The organism is Streptomyces sp. KL2 (assembly GCF_046529545.1).
GTDB lineage: Bacteria > Actinomycetota > Actinomycetes > Streptomycetales > Streptomycetaceae > Streptomyces > Streptomyces radiopugnans.
In genome coordinates, this window is the sequence record NZ_CP127170.1 from 1,977,674 (window position 1) to 1,992,004 (window position 14,331).

General features: G+C 73.0%; 11 protein-coding genes. 5 read left to right on the forward strand and 6 right to left on the reverse strand.

What is annotated here, in order from left to right; all coding sequences use genetic code 11:
- Positions 1 to 109 precede the first annotated feature (109 nt).
- Positions 110 to 1,699 (reverse strand): S8 family peptidase, encoded by a 1,590-nt coding sequence (locus QPK52_RS08810; RefSeq protein WP_410536684.1) that lies wholly within the window; start codon positions 1,697 to 1,699, stop codon positions 110 to 112.
- 331 nt (positions 1,700 to 2,030) lie between these two features.
- On the opposite strand from QPK52_RS08810, the gene QPK52_RS08815 reads away from it, so the two are divergent.
- On the forward strand, positions 2,031 to 2,609 hold the full coding sequence (locus QPK52_RS08815) for a M23 family metallopeptidase (RefSeq protein ID WP_410536686.1): 579 nt from the start codon (positions 2,031 to 2,033) through the stop codon (positions 2,607 to 2,609).
- Between the two features lie 106 nt (positions 2,610 to 2,715).
- Here QPK52_RS08815 and QPK52_RS08820 read toward each other — a convergent pair whose 3' ends face one another.
- Positions 2,716 to 5,604 carry a BTAD domain-containing putative transcriptional regulator gene (locus QPK52_RS08820; protein ID WP_410536687.1) on the reverse strand — a complete coding sequence of 963 codons (2,889 nt, stop codon included), beginning with the start codon at positions 5,602 to 5,604 and terminating at the stop codon, positions 2,716 to 2,718.
- Between the two features lie 293 nt (positions 5,605 to 5,897).
- Complete coding sequence (locus QPK52_RS08825; protein ID WP_410536688.1) at positions 5,898 to 7,316, reverse strand: ATP-binding protein; 1,419 nt, start codon at positions 7,314 to 7,316, stop codon at positions 5,898 to 5,900.
- Positions 7,317 to 8,014: 698 nt separating this feature from the next.
- Here QPK52_RS08825 and QPK52_RS08830 point away from each other — a divergent pair.
- Entirely contained in the window at positions 8,015 to 8,977 is a 963-nt protein-coding gene (locus tag QPK52_RS08830; protein ID WP_410536690.1) for a hypothetical protein, read from the forward strand.
- Positions 8,978 to 9,020: 43 nt separating this feature from the next.
- Here the strand turns inward: QPK52_RS08830 and ychF are convergent, their stop codons facing one another.
- Positions 9,021 to 10,109, reverse strand: a complete 1,089-nt coding sequence (ychF, locus tag QPK52_RS08835) for a redox-regulated ATPase YchF (RefSeq protein ID WP_410536692.1) — start codon at positions 10,107 to 10,109, stop codon at positions 9,021 to 9,023.
- Between the two features lie 139 nt (positions 10,110 to 10,248).
- Here ychF and QPK52_RS08840 point away from each other — a divergent pair, with 139 nt between their 5' ends.
- Positions 10,249 to 10,911 carry a DUF6542 domain-containing protein gene (locus QPK52_RS08840; protein WP_410536693.1) on the forward strand — a complete coding sequence of 221 codons (663 nt, stop codon included), beginning with the start codon at positions 10,249 to 10,251 and terminating at the stop codon, positions 10,909 to 10,911.
- On the opposite strand, the gene QPK52_RS08845 is transcribed toward QPK52_RS08840, so the two are convergent.
- Entirely contained in the window at positions 10,908 to 11,888 is a 981-nt protein-coding gene (locus QPK52_RS08845) for a 4-hydroxy-3-methylbut-2-enyl diphosphate reductase (RefSeq protein WP_410536695.1), read from the reverse strand. The two genes, QPK52_RS08840 and QPK52_RS08845, sit on opposite strands and share 4 nt — an antisense overlap.
- A 76-nt stretch (positions 11,889 to 11,964) precedes the next feature.
- Between QPK52_RS08845 and xseA the strand changes: the two genes are divergently transcribed.
- Both xseA and QPK52_RS08855 read left to right on the forward strand, forming a co-directional pair.
- Positions 11,965 to 13,185 carry an exodeoxyribonuclease VII large subunit gene (xseA, locus tag QPK52_RS08850; protein WP_410536697.1) on the forward strand — a complete coding sequence of 407 codons (1,221 nt, stop codon included), beginning with the start codon at positions 11,965 to 11,967 and terminating at the stop codon, positions 13,183 to 13,185.
- 40 nt (positions 13,186 to 13,225) lie between these two features.
- Positions 13,226 to 13,489 carry an exodeoxyribonuclease VII small subunit gene (locus QPK52_RS08855; protein ID WP_410536699.1) on the forward strand — a complete coding sequence of 88 codons (264 nt, stop codon included), beginning with the start codon at positions 13,226 to 13,228 and terminating at the stop codon, positions 13,487 to 13,489.
- 115 nt (positions 13,490 to 13,604) lie between these two features.
- Here the strand turns inward: QPK52_RS08855 and QPK52_RS08860 are convergent, their stop codons facing one another.
- A complete protein-coding gene (locus tag QPK52_RS08860; protein ID WP_410536701.1) occupies positions 13,605 to 14,234 on the reverse strand; it encodes a DUF4245 domain-containing protein in 630 nt (209 codons plus the stop codon).
- Positions 14,235 to 14,331 lie beyond the last annotated feature (97 nt).

The window sequence follows — 14,331 nt, forward strand, 5'->3', positions numbered from 1 at the left end:
CCCCCACGGCGGGGCCGTGGGGGCAGGCGCTGTGCACGGGTTGCGCACGAGGCGGTGCGTGTTCGGCGCACGGGCGGTCAGGACCGCCGGAGAGCCGCCTCGCCCGGGCTCAGAACTGCAGCGCCCAGGAGTTGATGTAGCCGGTGTCCCACCAGGCGTTGTCGCTGACCCGCAGCTTCCAGGTCCCGTTCGCCGTCTCCGAGGAGGCGTCGACGGTGTAGGTGCCGATCACGTTGTCGGCGCTGCCGCCCGTCCCGTAGCTCTTGATGCGGTAGGCGGTGCCGTCGGGGGCGACCAGGTCGATCTGCAGGTCGCCTATGTAGGTGTGCCGGATGTCGACCTCGACCTTCAGGTCGGAGGGGGCGTTGCCGCTGACGCCCGAGACGGTGATCGGGGACTCCACGGTGGAGTTGTCGCGGATCGGGTAGTCGGTGGTGTTCTCGAAGCGGCCGCCCGGCTCGCCCGGGTCACCGGGGTCGCCCGGGTCGCCCGCGCCCACGTTCAGCAGCTTGTTCGGGGAACCGGTGCCGGGGTTGGAGACCACGCCGGTGACGGCCGCGGAGTCCAGGCCGGCCGCGACCTGGGACGGGGTGGCGCCGGGGTTCTCCCCCAGGTACAGCGCGGCGGCGCCGGCGACGTGCGGCGCGGCCATCGACGTACCGGAGATGGTGTTGGTGGCGCTGTCCGAGGTGTGCCAGGCGGAGGTGATGGACGAGCCCGGCGCGAAGATGTCCAGGATGCTGCCGTAGTTGGAGAAGGACGAGCGCGCGTCGGAGCTGGTGGTGGAGCCGACGGTGAGCGCCTCGGCGACCCGGGCGGGCGAGGAGGTGGAGGCGTTGGTGTTGGAGTTGCCCGCGGCCACGGCGTAGGTGACGCCGGAGGCGATGGAGTTGCGCACGGCGGTGTCGAGGGTGGAGTTGGCGCCGCCGCCCAGGCTCATGTTGGCCACCGCGGGCTTGACGGCGTTCCGCGTCACCCAGTCGACGCCCGCGACCACGCCGGAGATGGTGCCGGAACCGTTGTTGTCCAGCACGCGCACGGCGACGATCCTCGCCTTCTTGGCGACGCCGTGGGACGTGCCCGCGACGGTGCCGGCGACGTGGGTGCCGTGGCCGTTGCCGTCCTGCGCGACGTTGTCGCCGTCCACGGCGTCGTAGCCGTTCACGGCCCGGCCGCCGAAGTCGCTGTGGCTGATCCGCACACCGGTGTCGATGATGTAGGCGTTCACGCCCTGACCGGCGGAGTCCGGGTAGGTGTAGCGGCTGTCCAGCGGCAGAGCCCGCTGGTCGATCCGGTCCAGGCCCCAGGACGGCGGGTTGGTCTGGGTGCCGGCGATGGAGACCTTCTGGTCCTGCGCCACCGCGTCCACGGACGGGTCGGCGGCGAGCTTCCTGGCCTCGGCCTCGGTCAGCCGGACCGCGTAGCCGTTGAGCGCCTCGCGGTAGGTGCGCTTGATGGTGGCGCCGTACTTCTCCACCAGCGACCTGCCCTTGGAGGAACCGGCGTCGGCCGCGTCCTCGTCGAGGGTCACGATGTAGCTGTCCTTGATCGCTCCGGGGGCGCCGGCGTTCTGGATCACGCCTTCGGCCGGCGGCGCGGCCGCGGCGGCCGCCGCGGGCACGAAACCGATGGCCAGGGCCGCGGCGGTGACCGCGGCCACTCGGGCACGTCTGCGTCGGGTGGGACGCATCGCTGCCATGGGGGGTCCTCCTCCTGTGGGGTGCGCTACTGAGGGGATGCGCATGAGCATGACAAATCAAGCACCGGGAGGTGCGGGGTGCCGGAACGATTCGCCGCTCGAAAGATTCGCCGATCCATAGGAAAGACACAAGGGTGCGTGCACAAAGACACGTACATGTCACATGCCGTCAACACGTTTCCGGCCACGGCGCTCGGACGTGCCGGTCCGGTCCGGGCCGCACCGCCCCGCCCCGCCCCGTACCGCGGGGCGGAGCAGGGCCCGGCGGTTGTATCCGCTTTGTATGGGCGCCCCCTTCAATCGCCCCGTCACCGACCACAAGGGGAAGCCCATGCAGAGACGTTCCCGTCGGATACTCGCGGCCGCGAGCGCGGTCGCCGCCCTCGCGGCCACGGCTCCCGCAGCCGTCGCGACACCTCAGGAGACCTCGCCGGACGCCGTACAGACCCTGTCCCGGCCCGCCTTCAAGATGCCCTTCGCCTGCGGCCAGGTCTGGCGCGGCAGCAACTGGAACGGACACAGCCCGGCCCACTCGGTCGACTGGAACCACTACGACGCGAACGGCAATCCGGACGACTTCAAGCGCCGGGTGTTCGCCAGCGCCGGCGGCACCGTCCTCTCCTCGCACTACTCCACCACCACCGGCTACGGCAACACCATCGTGATCGGGCACGGGGACGGCTGGCGGACGCGCTACGCGCACCTGTACAACCGCGAGGTCAGCAAGGGCGACAAGGTCAGCGCCGGCCAGCTGATCGGCCGGGTCGGCAAGTCGTCCGCCACCTACAGCCTCTCCCCGCACCTGCACTACGAGCAGATCCACAACGGGGCGGTCGTCACCGCGGTCGTGCAGGGGGTCGGCTACCCCGACTACACGACGCGCTACCAGACGAGCACCAACAGGTGCTGACCTGACGTCCGCGCGGTGACGGGGGCCGGGCCGCCGCGCCTCCCGGCCCCCGTTCCGCGGGGCGCACCGCCCTCGGCGCCGAGGACGGCGCGCCCCGCGGAACGCGTCAGCGCGGCGAACGCAGCTTCGCGTCCACGAGTTCGGCCTGGTCGCACGCTTCGAGCCGGCGCCACGTGGACAGGGAGCGGTGGAAGTAGCGCCTGGCGGTCTGCTCCCGGCCGGTCGCCCGGTGCAGTTCGCCCAGCAGGCACGCGACACGCGCCTCCGCCCGGCGGTCGCCGAGCTGCCGCTGCACGGCGAGCGCGTCCACCAGCAGCACCGACGCCTGGCCCGCGTCGCCCTGCCGCAGGCACAGCTCCCCGATGCTCTGCTGCACGTAGGCCGCGCAGTGCGTGTCGGCCAGCTCGTCGAAGATGCCGAGCGCGTGCTCCAGTTCGGCCCGCGCGGCGTGCGGTTCGCCGCGCAGCTCGTGCAGCACCGCGATCCGGCGGCGCACCTGCGCCTCCCGGTGCCGGTCGCCGATGCCGCGGGACAGCTCCAGGGCGCCGTCCAGCCACGGCGCCGCGGCGTCCGGGTCCCGGCGCTCCAGCCACACCGAGGCGATCGCGTTGTGCGCGACCGCCTCCCCGTGCCGGTCGCCCACCCCGCCGAATCCGCGCAGCGCGTCGGTGAACGCCTTCAGGGCTGCGCCGAGATCGCCCACGACCCGGTGCACGGAACCGGCCCCCACCGCGGCGACCGCCTCGCCCGACGGGTGCCCCAGCCCGGCGAAGAGGGCGCGCGAGGTGTCGAACGCCGCGAGGGCGTCGGCGTACCGGTCCTGGTAGAGGTGGAGCTGGCCCAGGTTGCGCAGCAGCGCCGCGGCCCGGGCGCCGGCCGGTTCCGGCATCGCGTCGAGTACGAGCCGGTGCGTCCGCAGCCAGTCGCCGTAGTAGCCGCGCATGTCGAAGAAGCCCGCCAGCTCGATGGCGAGATCGGCGGCCCGGGAGACGTGGCCGAGCCGCAGCGCCGACTCCACCGCCCGGACCAGGAGCCGGCGCTCGGTCTCGAACCACTCGACGGCCCGTGCGCGCACCGCGCGCACGACCGCGGCGGCCGGCCCGGTCGGCCGGGCCGGTTCCCCGAGCACCCCGAGGAAGCGGGTGGGCATGGCCGAGTTCGCACAGCGGGCGAGCGCGATCAGGGCGTCGACGACCTGCAGCCGGCGCCGCAGGAGCACGTCCGTGCCGTCCTCCTCGGCCAGCTCCCGGGCGTAGCAGCGCAGCAGGTCGTGCATCCGGTATCGCTGCAGCCCCAGCCGGTCGGTGCCCACCACCTCGACCAGGTGCTCGTCGGCCAGCGTCTCCAGCTCCCCGGCGGCCCCGTCGGGGCGGCCCATCGCCACCGCGACGAGCCAGCCGGGCACCGCGTCGCCGGTCAGGTGCCCGAAGGCCCGGAAGGCCGTCGCCGCCTGCTCGGGCAGGTGCCGGTAGCTCAGCTCCGCGCTCGCCCTCACCTCCATCTCACCCGTCTGGAGCTGGTCCAGCCGTCCGCGCTCGTCGTGCAGGAAGTCGGCCAGCGTGCCGACGCTCCAGCCCGGCCGGTTGGCCAGCCGGGAGCCGGCGATCCGTACGGCCAGCGGCAGCGAGCCGCAGCCGGCGAGCACCCGGTCGGTGTCGGTCCCCTCCCGGCGCAGCCGCTCCTCCCCCACGATCGCGCCGAGGAGCGCGCGGGCCTCGTCGCGCCTCATCACACCGATGGGGAAGTGGTGCGCGGGCAGCCCCGGCATCCGGCGGCGCGAGCTGACGAGCACCGCCGATCCGCCGGTCCCCGGGAGCAGAGGGCGCACCTGCGCGCCGCCCGCCGCGTCGTCGAGGACGACGAGGAAGCGGCGCTGCGCCATGCGCGAACGCAGCAGCGCCGCCCGCTCGGCCGGTTCGCCGGGGACGGCGCTGTCGATGACGCCCAGCCCCCGCAGCATCTCGGCCAGGACGTCGGCCGGCTCGCGCGGCCGGTCGCTCATCCCGCCCAGGTCGACGAAGAGCTGGCCGTCGGGGAAGGCATGGCGTACCCGGTGCGCCACGTGGACCGCCAGGGTCGTCTTCCCCGAGCCCGGCGGGCCCGACAGGACGGCGACGACCGGCTGCCGGCCGGCCGCCGACAGCAGCCCCTCCAGCGCGGCGACCTCCTCGGACCGGCCGGTGAAGTCCGGCACGTCCATCGGAAGCTGGCACACCGGCTCGGCCGGCACGGGCCGGCGCCGGCCGGTGTAGCCGTTGACCTCCTCCCCGGTGCGGCGCAGGGAGGCGCCCGGTTCGACGCCGAGTTCGGCCGCCAGGATCCGCTCGGCCTCGGCGTACGCGGCCCGGGCCCGCGCGGTGCGGCCCGATCCGTGCAGCGCCCGCACCAGCATCTGCCACAGGTCCTCCCGTAACGGGTCCTCGGCGAGACGGGAGCGCAGCTCCGCGACCAGCGGCGCGTACTCGCCCATGCGCAGCCGCACTTCGAGGCACTCGCCGACCGCGGCCGACCGCGCCTCCTCGGCCCTGGCGATCACCGGATCCCACACCACGCTGGACGGCACGTCCTGCAGCACGCCGCCGCGCCAGAGGCCGAGGGCCGACTCGTAGTGGCGCAGCGCCGCGTCGTCCTCGCCGCGGTCGCGCTCCGCGCGGGCCTGCTCCAGCCGCTGCTCGAAGAGCGACATGTCGATGTCGCCGGGCGCGGCGTCGAACGCGTACCCCGACGGCCGGGTGCGCAGTCCGCCGGTGGCGACCCCCGCCTCCGACAGGGCCCGGCGGAGCGCACGCACATAGGTGCGGACGTTGGCGACGGCGGAACGGGGAGCGCCGCCGGGCCACAGGACCTCGACCAGCATGTCGAGCGAGACGAAGGCCCCCGGCTGCAGCAGCAGCGTGGCGAGGACCGCCCTCGGCTTGGGGCCCCCGATACGGACCTCGGCGCCCCGCGCCCGTACCCTCAGCGGCCCCAGCACCCCGAAAGTCGGATCCCCCATCCACGCGCCTTTCACGACGGTCCGTGGCTCCGGGCACAGCGTACTGGCGTACGGAGGCATCAGACAGGGCCCTGCGGAACGCCGCTCCCCACGGCGGCGCAGGGGAGACGGGAAGGGGCCGGACCTCCGGGTCCGGCCCCCGTACCGCGGTCCCTCACACGTTGAAGCGGAACTCCACGGCAACTCGTTTGACCTGCGGGTGTGCGGGCGCTTCCCAGCACGGGCAGGGTGACAAAGCACGAGAGGCGCGGCGCCGTTCACGGCACACGACAGCCGCACCTGTGATCCGCTGCCTACAGCGGCCAGGCGGTCAGCAGATCGCCGGGGCCATAGGCGGCATCGAGCCCCGGGCAGTCGACCCCGCCGCGCGAGACCGCCACGACCGGGACGGGTTCGGCGGTGAGCGCAGCCCGGTGGCGGTGGAGGGCTGCCAGGTCATGCCGGTCGAAGGGTGATTTCTCCAGCCACTTGATGGAACCGACGAACAGCAGTTCCTTGGCGATCGGGGAGCGGTCGGCCCCGACAATGTCGATCTCGACGTCGTTCGTACGGGTCCAGTAGCCGCCCACCGCGGGGGCCGCGGGCAGCTGGTCGTCGGGCAGTATCCGGGCGAGTGCCTCGCGGATGAGCGGCTCGACAGCCCGACCGCGCCAGCTGGTCCAGTTCTCCCGGATCCGTGCCAGAGTCAGGTCACCCCGTCCCCGCTCGATCTCCTGCATGGAGGGACCGAGAAGGTGCAGCCAGAACCGCAGGTAGGGATCCGCCACCCGGTAGCGGCGGTCCTTCGACGGTCGCAGGGACACGGGCAGCTCCGCGGCGACGATCCGCTTGTCCGTGAGCAGCTCCAGTGCTCGCTGCAGCGGTGTTGCCCCGATCCCGCCGGCCGCGCGGGCGATGTTGGTGAAGGTCCGCTCACCGCTGCCGATCGCCGCCAGCACCGCACGGGCCTGGGCCTGCGGCGGGAATTCCGCGGCCAGCGAGCGCTCGGCGGACACCAGTAGTGCCGAGACGGGGTCGTTCAACGCCTCGCCGAGGAAGTCCCACAGCCCCGCGCCGTGCGGCCACTCCGCGCAGATCAGCGGCAGCCCGCCCGTGACCAGCGCGGCGTCGAACGCCTCGGCCGGATCCAGTCCCAGCATCCGCCCGACCTCGGCGGGGTTCAGCGGCCCGAGCACCATCTCCCGGCCGCGTTGGTGGAAGGGGCGGCCGTAGCTGTTCAGAGCCTCCATCATCGACAGATCCGAGCCGATGAGGACCAGCAGCACTGGCTTGGTCTCCAGCACCCGGTCCCAGGCCCGCTGCAGCATCCCCTCGAAGGCCCCGCCCGCATCCATCAGGTACGGCACCTCGTCTATGACCAGGACGCTCGCCCGGTCGGCGGGCAGCACCGCGGCCAGCACATCGAACGCGGCGTCCCAGCTCTCCGGCCGCGCAGCGGTCACCAGCCGCGCCAGCGGCAGCGTCGATGCCTGAGCGTCCCGGGCCAGCCGTGCCAGATCGTCCGCAGGGGACGCGCCGGTGGCCGCGTAGAACAAGAACGGTGCCCCGGAGCGCTCCACAAACCGCTCGACCAACCGTGACTTGCCCACCCGGCGCCGCCCGCGCAGCATCACGCACCGTCCGGGCCGCTCCCCGCCAACCCCTGCCGCCACCTTCTGCAGCTCGCGCTCGAATACCGTCAGCTCCTGCCGCCGACCTACAAATTCCACCATGTCGCCGACCTCCACACACGAGACTAACGGATATGTTAGTAACGACAGCGTTACTAACATAGGGATTTGCAGATGGACTCGCCGGTCGCCGCCCACGATCGCGAGCCATGGACCTACGTCTCGAGGACCGTGCCGCGCCGGGCCCGGTCGCGTAAAGCGGGGCAAGGGCCGGCTCCCGGCCGAACGCGTCGTCACCGGTTGCCGCGCCGGCGTCGTCGGCGATCTTCACATCAGTCGCGGCCTCGGCCACGTAGCCACTGGTTATCGGTGCATCCCCCTCGATTGGGAGCCACACCGAACGTTTTGCAGTCCGCTCTGCGGCGCGATCGACAAAACCTCATCTCCCGCCATGCTCGATCGCCCTACCCCGAGCGTGGTCGGCCCCAGCCACAGCAGGGAGCAGACGGAGAGCAGCGGAGGACAGAAGACGCAACGGGCAACCCCACCGGACCACAGTTCTTGAAGCGCCCCTCGTGCCAAACCCACCATCGGACGCGAAACGAAACGGCTCCATCACGAAGAGTGTTCACCGTCGGCCTTCGCGTCGGCCGGTGAATGCCGAACGAACATCCCTGTGAGGGCTCACGGCTCTACGGTCGCTGCTCAAGGGGAGGTTGCTGATGAGTGCAGATTTACGTTCTGGCCCGGAGCTTCGCCGTTTACGACAGGAAGCGCGACTCACTCTGACCGAGTTCTCGGTGGCACTCAACTACGACAAGGGGCACCTCAGCAAGGTCGAGCGCGGGGAGCGTTCCGCGTCCCCCGAACCGGCCCGTCGGTGCGACGCCTTCCTCGGCGCGAACGGCGAGCTGCAGCGCCTGGTGATCCGCCCCGAGACCGACTCGGGCACCGCCGAAACCCCCGCCACCCCGAGCCTCCGGCTCGTCGGGCGCCGGGCGGTCCTCTCGGCGGGCACGGGCACGCTGATCGACCTCGGCCTGAAACTCAGCGGTCGGGCGTCCTTTGCCGGCGGCCCCCTCCTTCCCTCCTTCCGCGCACAGTTCGACCAGCTACGAATGCTAGGCCAGTCCACCGCGCCGAGGGTCCTGCTTCCCCTGCTGGAGACGCAGACACGCACGGCCGCCGGGCTGGTGGCCGACACTCCGTCCGCCGCCCGGGCCCCCGCGCTCCTGCTCGCGTCGCGGTTCGCGGAGTTCACCGGCTGGATGGCCCAGGAGGCCGGGGACAGCGGCGCGGTGCTCGACTGGACCGGTGAGGCCGCCGAACCGGCGCGCGCCGGCGGCGATCCGTACCTCGGTTCCTACGCGCTCGTGCGCCGTGCCCTGGTCACGCTCTACGGCGGGGACGCCGCGGGCACCGTCGCCCTGGCCCGCCGGGCCCAGAGTGACGAACTCCCGCCGCGCGTCCGAGGACTCGCGGCCCAGCGGGAGGCGCAGGGACACGCCCTCGTCGGCGACGAACGCGACTGCCTCCGCAGCCTCGACAGGGCGCGGGAGCTGCTCGGCAGCGACGACGCCCGCAGCGGCGCCGATCCCGTGATCGGCACCACCAACCTGAGCGATCCGGCGGCGATGACGACCGGCTGGTACCTGCACGACCTCGGTCGCCCCAAGGCCGCCGCCGAGATCCTCGACCGGGAGTGCCGCCGCATCCCGCCGCACGCGCTGCGAACCCGCGCCCGGTACGGCTTCCGCTCCTGACCTGCACGTTTGCCAGATCAGCCACGTGGTGACATGCCACGCCCTACACGTTGAAGCGGAACTCCACCACGTCGCCGTCGCGCATCACGTAGTCCTTGCCCTCCATGCGGGCCTTGCCGCGGGCGCGGGCCTCGGCCACCGAGCCCGCCTCGACCAGGTCCTCGAAGGAGATCACCTCGGCCTTGATGAAGCCCTTCTGGAAGTCGGTGTGGATCACGCCGGCCGCCTCGGGGGCCGTGGCGCCCTTCTTGATCGTCCAGGCGCGGGCCTCCTTCGGGCCCGCCGTCAGGTACGTCTGGAGGCCGAGGGTGTCGAAGCCGACGCGGGCGAGGGTGGCCAGACCCGGCTCCTCCTGGCCCACCGACTGGAGCAGCTCCAGGGCCTCGTCCTCCTCCAGCTCGGCGAGGTCGGACTCCAGCTTGGCGTTGAGGAAGATCGCCTCGGCCGGGGCGACCAGCTTGCGCTGCTCCTCCTTGAAGGCCTCGTCGGTCAGCTCCTCCTCGTCCACGTTGAAGACGTAGAGGAAGGGCTTGGTGGTGAGCAGGTGCAGGTCGTGCAGGAGCTCGGCCCGCTCGGAGCCCTGGACGATGCCCGCCGAGAACAGCGTGCGGCCCTCGTCCAGGATGGCCTTGGCCTCCTCGACGGCCTTGACCTTGGGCTGGACGTCCTTCTTGATCCGGGACTCCTTCTGGAGCCGGGGCAGGACCTTCTCGATGGTCTGGAGGTCGGCGAGGATCAGCTCGGTGTCGATCGTCTCGATGTCGTCCTTCGGCGAGACCCGGCCGTCGACGTGGACCACGTTCTCGTCGTCGAAGGCGCGGATGACCTGGCAGATCGCGTCCGACTCGCGGATGTTCGCCAGGAACTTGTTGCCCAGTCCCTCGCCCTCGCTCGCGCCGCGCACGATGCCGGCGATGTCGACGAAGTCGACGGTCGCGGGCAGGACGCGCTGGGAGCCGAAGATCTCCGCGAGCCGGGCGAGCCGGGCGTCGGGGACGCCGACGACGCCGACGTTCGGCTCGATGGTGGCGAACGGGTAGTTGGCCGCCAGGACGTCGTTCTTGGTCAGGGCGTTGAACAGGGTCGACTTGCCGACGTTGGGCAGGCCGACGATTCCGATCGTGAGCGACACGTGGCGACTTCCCGTAGCGAGAGGATCTTGGTGGACCGGCCCGGATGGGGGCCGATCCACCAGTCTACGGGCACTCCAAAGGGCGGCCCTGGCGTGTCCGTCCCGGGCTCCGGGCCGGTCTCCGGCCTACGTTGGTGTGGTGGAGCAACACAGTGCGCGCACCCCCCGTCTCCGTCCGCGACGCCGGACGGCGCAGCCCGCGTCCCCCGAAGCCGAGGAGGGCCCGCTCCGGCGCGCTCCCGCGCGGCCCGCGCCGGGCCCGCCCCGCGCGGGCGCCGGGGCCGCCCGGCGCGAGTGGCCGCCGGGCGCGCGCCTGACCGGGCTCGGCTGCGGGCTGCTGGCCACGGGCGCGATGCTGCTGGCCGGCGGGCTGGACGCTCTGCTGCTGGACGGCCGGCCGGCCGTCTACGGGATCTCCTTCGTGCTGGTGAGCGCCGTGTGCGCGCTGTGGGTGCGACCGGCCGACCTGGCCACCGCACCGATCGCCGCACCGATCGCGTTCACGGCCGGACTGCTGTTCGTCAGCGGAGGCTCGGGCGGGCCGGTGGAGCGGCTGGTGGAGTTGGTGACCGCGCTGGCCGTGCACGCCGGATGGCTCTACGGGGGCACGCTGACCGCCGTGGCCGTCGCCGTAGCCCGCGGACGGGCCGGCCGCAGACCCGGCACCAGGCGTGCCGGGCCCCGCGGGGCGGGGAGGACCGGAGCACGGAGGGCCGCCGGAACGCGGAAGCGGCCTCCGGCCCCCGCCGCCCCCGCTCGCGCGGAGGGCGGGGACCGGCCCGCCCAGCAGCCCGCCGGTTAGCCGGCGGCCTTGCGCTCGGCCTCGGCGCGCAGATCCCGGCGCAGCTCCTTGGGGAGGGAGAAGGTCAGCTTCTCCTCCATCGGCTGGACGACCTCCACATCGCCGTAGCCGCGCTCGACCAGCCACTCCAGGACGCCCTCGACCAGCACGTCCGGCACCGAGGCGCCCGAGGTGACGCCGACGGTGGCGACCCCCTCCAGCCACGCCTCGTCGATCTCGGAGGCGTTGTCGACCAGGTGGCCGGCCCCGGCGCCCGCGCCGAGGGCGACCTCGACCAGGCGGACGGAGTTGGAGGAGTTCTTCGAGCCGACGACGATGACCAGGTCGGATTCGGCGGCGACCTGCTTGACCGCGGTCTGCCGGTTCTGGGTGGCGTAGCAGATGTCGTCACTCGGCGGGCTGACCAGGCCCGGGAAACGCTCCTTGAGCGCGTCGACCGTCTCCATCGTCTCGTCGACCGACAGCGTGGTCTGGGAGAGCCAGACGACCTTGTCCGGGTCGCGCACCTCGACGTTCTCCACGTCCCCGGGGCCGTCGACCAGCGTGATGTGGTCGGGCGCCTCTCCGCTGGTGCCGATGACCTCCTCGTGGCCCTCGTGGCCGATCAGGAGGATGTCGTAGTCCTCCTTCGCGAAGCGGACGGCCTCCTTGTGCACCTTGGTCACCAGGGGGCAGGTGGCGTCGATGGTCGCAAGCTTCCGCCGCTCGGCCTCCTCGTGGACGACCGGGGCGACCCCGTGGGCGGAGAAGATCACGATGGATCCCTCGGGCACCTCCTCCGTCTCGTCGACGAAGATCGCGCCCTTCTTGCGCAGGGTCTCCACGACGTACTTGTTGTGGACGATCTCCTTGCGCACGTAGATCGGCGCGCCGTACTGCTCCAGCGCCTTCTCGACGGCGATCACGGCGCGGTCGACGCCCGCGCAGTAGCCGCGGGGCGCGGCGAGGAGGACCCGGCGTGCGGTCGTAGCAGTCATGGGGCCATCGTACGGGCCCGGGACGCGGGCCCCCGGCGGGGCGGAGGCTGTCGGGGGGTGCCGCTAGCCTCCTTCCATGGCTCTCAACACGTCGCCCGAGGCGCCGGTCCCCGTCGGCGAGGTGTCGCGGCTGATCGGCGGATGGATCGACCGGCTCGGCGCCGTGTGGGTCGAGGGGCAGATCACCCAGCTCTCCCGGCGCCCCGGCGCGGGGGTGGTGTTCCTGACCCTGCGCGACCCCTCCTACGACGTCTCGCTGACCGTGACCTGCTACCGCGCCGTCTTCGACAAGGTGGCGGACGTGGTGGGCGAGGGCGCCCGGATCGTGGCCCTGGGCAAGCCGGAGTGGTACGCGCCGCGCGGTCAGCTCTCCCTGCGGGTGAGCGAGATCCGGCCGGTGGGGATGGGCGAGCTGCTGGCGCGGCTGGAGCAGCTGAAGAAGTCGCTGGCGGCCGAGGGCCTGTTCGCGGCCGAGCGGAAGAAGCCGCTGCCTTTCCTGCCCGGCCTGGTCGGTCTGGTCACCGGCCGCGCCTCCGCGGCCGAGCGGGACGTGCTGGAGACGGCGCGGCAGCGCTGGCCCGCCGTCCGCTTCGCCGTGCGCAACGTGGCCGTGCAGGGCGTGCACGCGGTGGCGCAGGTGATCGACGCGGTGCGGGAGCTGGACGCCGATCCGGAGGTGGACGTGATCATCGTGGCCCGGGGCGGCGGCAGCGTGGAGGACCTGCTGCCCTTCTCCGACGAGCGCCTGGTGCGGACGGTGGCCGACTGCGTCACCCCGGTCGTCTCGGCCATCGGGCACGAGCCGGACACCCCCCTGCTGGACCTGGTCGCCGACCTGCGCTCCCGTACGCCCACCCACGCCGCCAAGGACGTCGTGCCGGACGTGCGCGAGGAGCTGGACCGGGTGCGGCAGCTGCGCGAGCGGGCGCTGCGGGCGGTCGAGGGGATGCTGGAGCGGCAGGAGCGGGGGCTGGCGGACACCATGAGCCGCCCGGTGATGGCCCGGCCGCACGCGATGGTGGCCGAGCGCGAGGAGCAGGTCGCGGCGGTGCTCGACCGCGCCCGGCGGACGTTCGGGCATCTGCTGGCGCGGGCCGAGGCGGAGCTGGAGCACACCGCCGCCCGGGTCGTCGCCCTCTCCCCCGCCGCGACGCTCGCACGCGGCTACGCGGTGCTGCAGCGGGCCGACGGGAGCGCGGTGCGGGCGGCACGGGAGGTGGCCGACGGCGAGCGGCTGCGCGCCCGGGTGGCCGAGGGGGAGCTGACGGTGGTCGCGCGGCGCGGCGAGGACGGGTGAGGGATCCGCGCTGTCAGGCCCCGGGCCTAGGCTGAGGCCCATGGAAGACACGAGCACCGGCACCCCGCCGGCCGGGGAGATGGGCTACGAGCAGGCGCGCGACGAGCTGGTCGCCGTGGTCCGCCGTCTGGAGGCGGGCGGCTCCACGCTGGAGGAGTCGCTGGCCCTGTGGGAGCGGGGCGAGGAGCTGGCCGCGGTCTGCCGCCGCTGGCTGGAGGGCGCCCGTGCGCGGCTGGACGCGGTGCTGGCCGAGGACGAGGAGGGGCCGTCGGACGACACGGGAGCCGCGGACGGCCCGGGGTGACGGGGACGGCCCCGGCCCTGCCGCGCCCGGACCACCCGGCCTGCGAGGGCGTCCTCACCACCGTCCGGGACGCGCGGCGGGCCGCCGGACTTCCGGTCCGGCGGCCCGCCTCCGCTCAGTCCCTGCCGGGCGCCGCGGTCTCCAGTGGCTCGCCGGACTCCCCGGTCCCGCCGGCCCGCTCCGGGCCCCCGGCCGGCTCCGCCTCCAGCGCGCCGGCCAGCCTCGCGAGGCTGTCGAAGGACGCCGTGCCCGTCACCACCGTGGTCACCCCGGACTCCCGCCGGACCAGCGCGTCGTACTTGGCGCCCTCGTAGCGCTCCCACTCCTCGCCGTCGACCGTCCGGGTGCGGTCGGCCGGCTCCGCCCCGTGGGTGACGCTCCTGATGAACTTCTCCGGGTCGCCGTCGCTCTGCCCGACGGCCGCGTACTGGTCGTCGGGGTCCATGAAGCCCAGACGCCACACGGCCCCGAGGTCGCTCTGCCGCTTGTAGTCCACCGAGGTCGCGCGCCAGGTGTCCGGCAGGCCCACGGGGGCCGCCACCGGATACGGCGCCGCGCGCCGCGCCGTGACCAGCTCGATGTCGTAGCTGATCGGGCGCACCGGGTCGAGCGAGTCGTCGTGCGGGACGAGCAGGTACACGAACCCCGCGCCCAGAAGGATCACCAGCAACGACAGCACCATGTCCCGGGCCGTCTGCCTACCGCGCTTGTTCTCCGTGCTTGCCACGGTTCCATGGTCCCCCATGCCCGTTTCCGCCCGGACCACCACCCCCTTTCCGCTCATCCGTGGGGCACTCTGCTCACTTTGCCACTGCTCCGGATAGGGTCGAAGGCACCCTCAA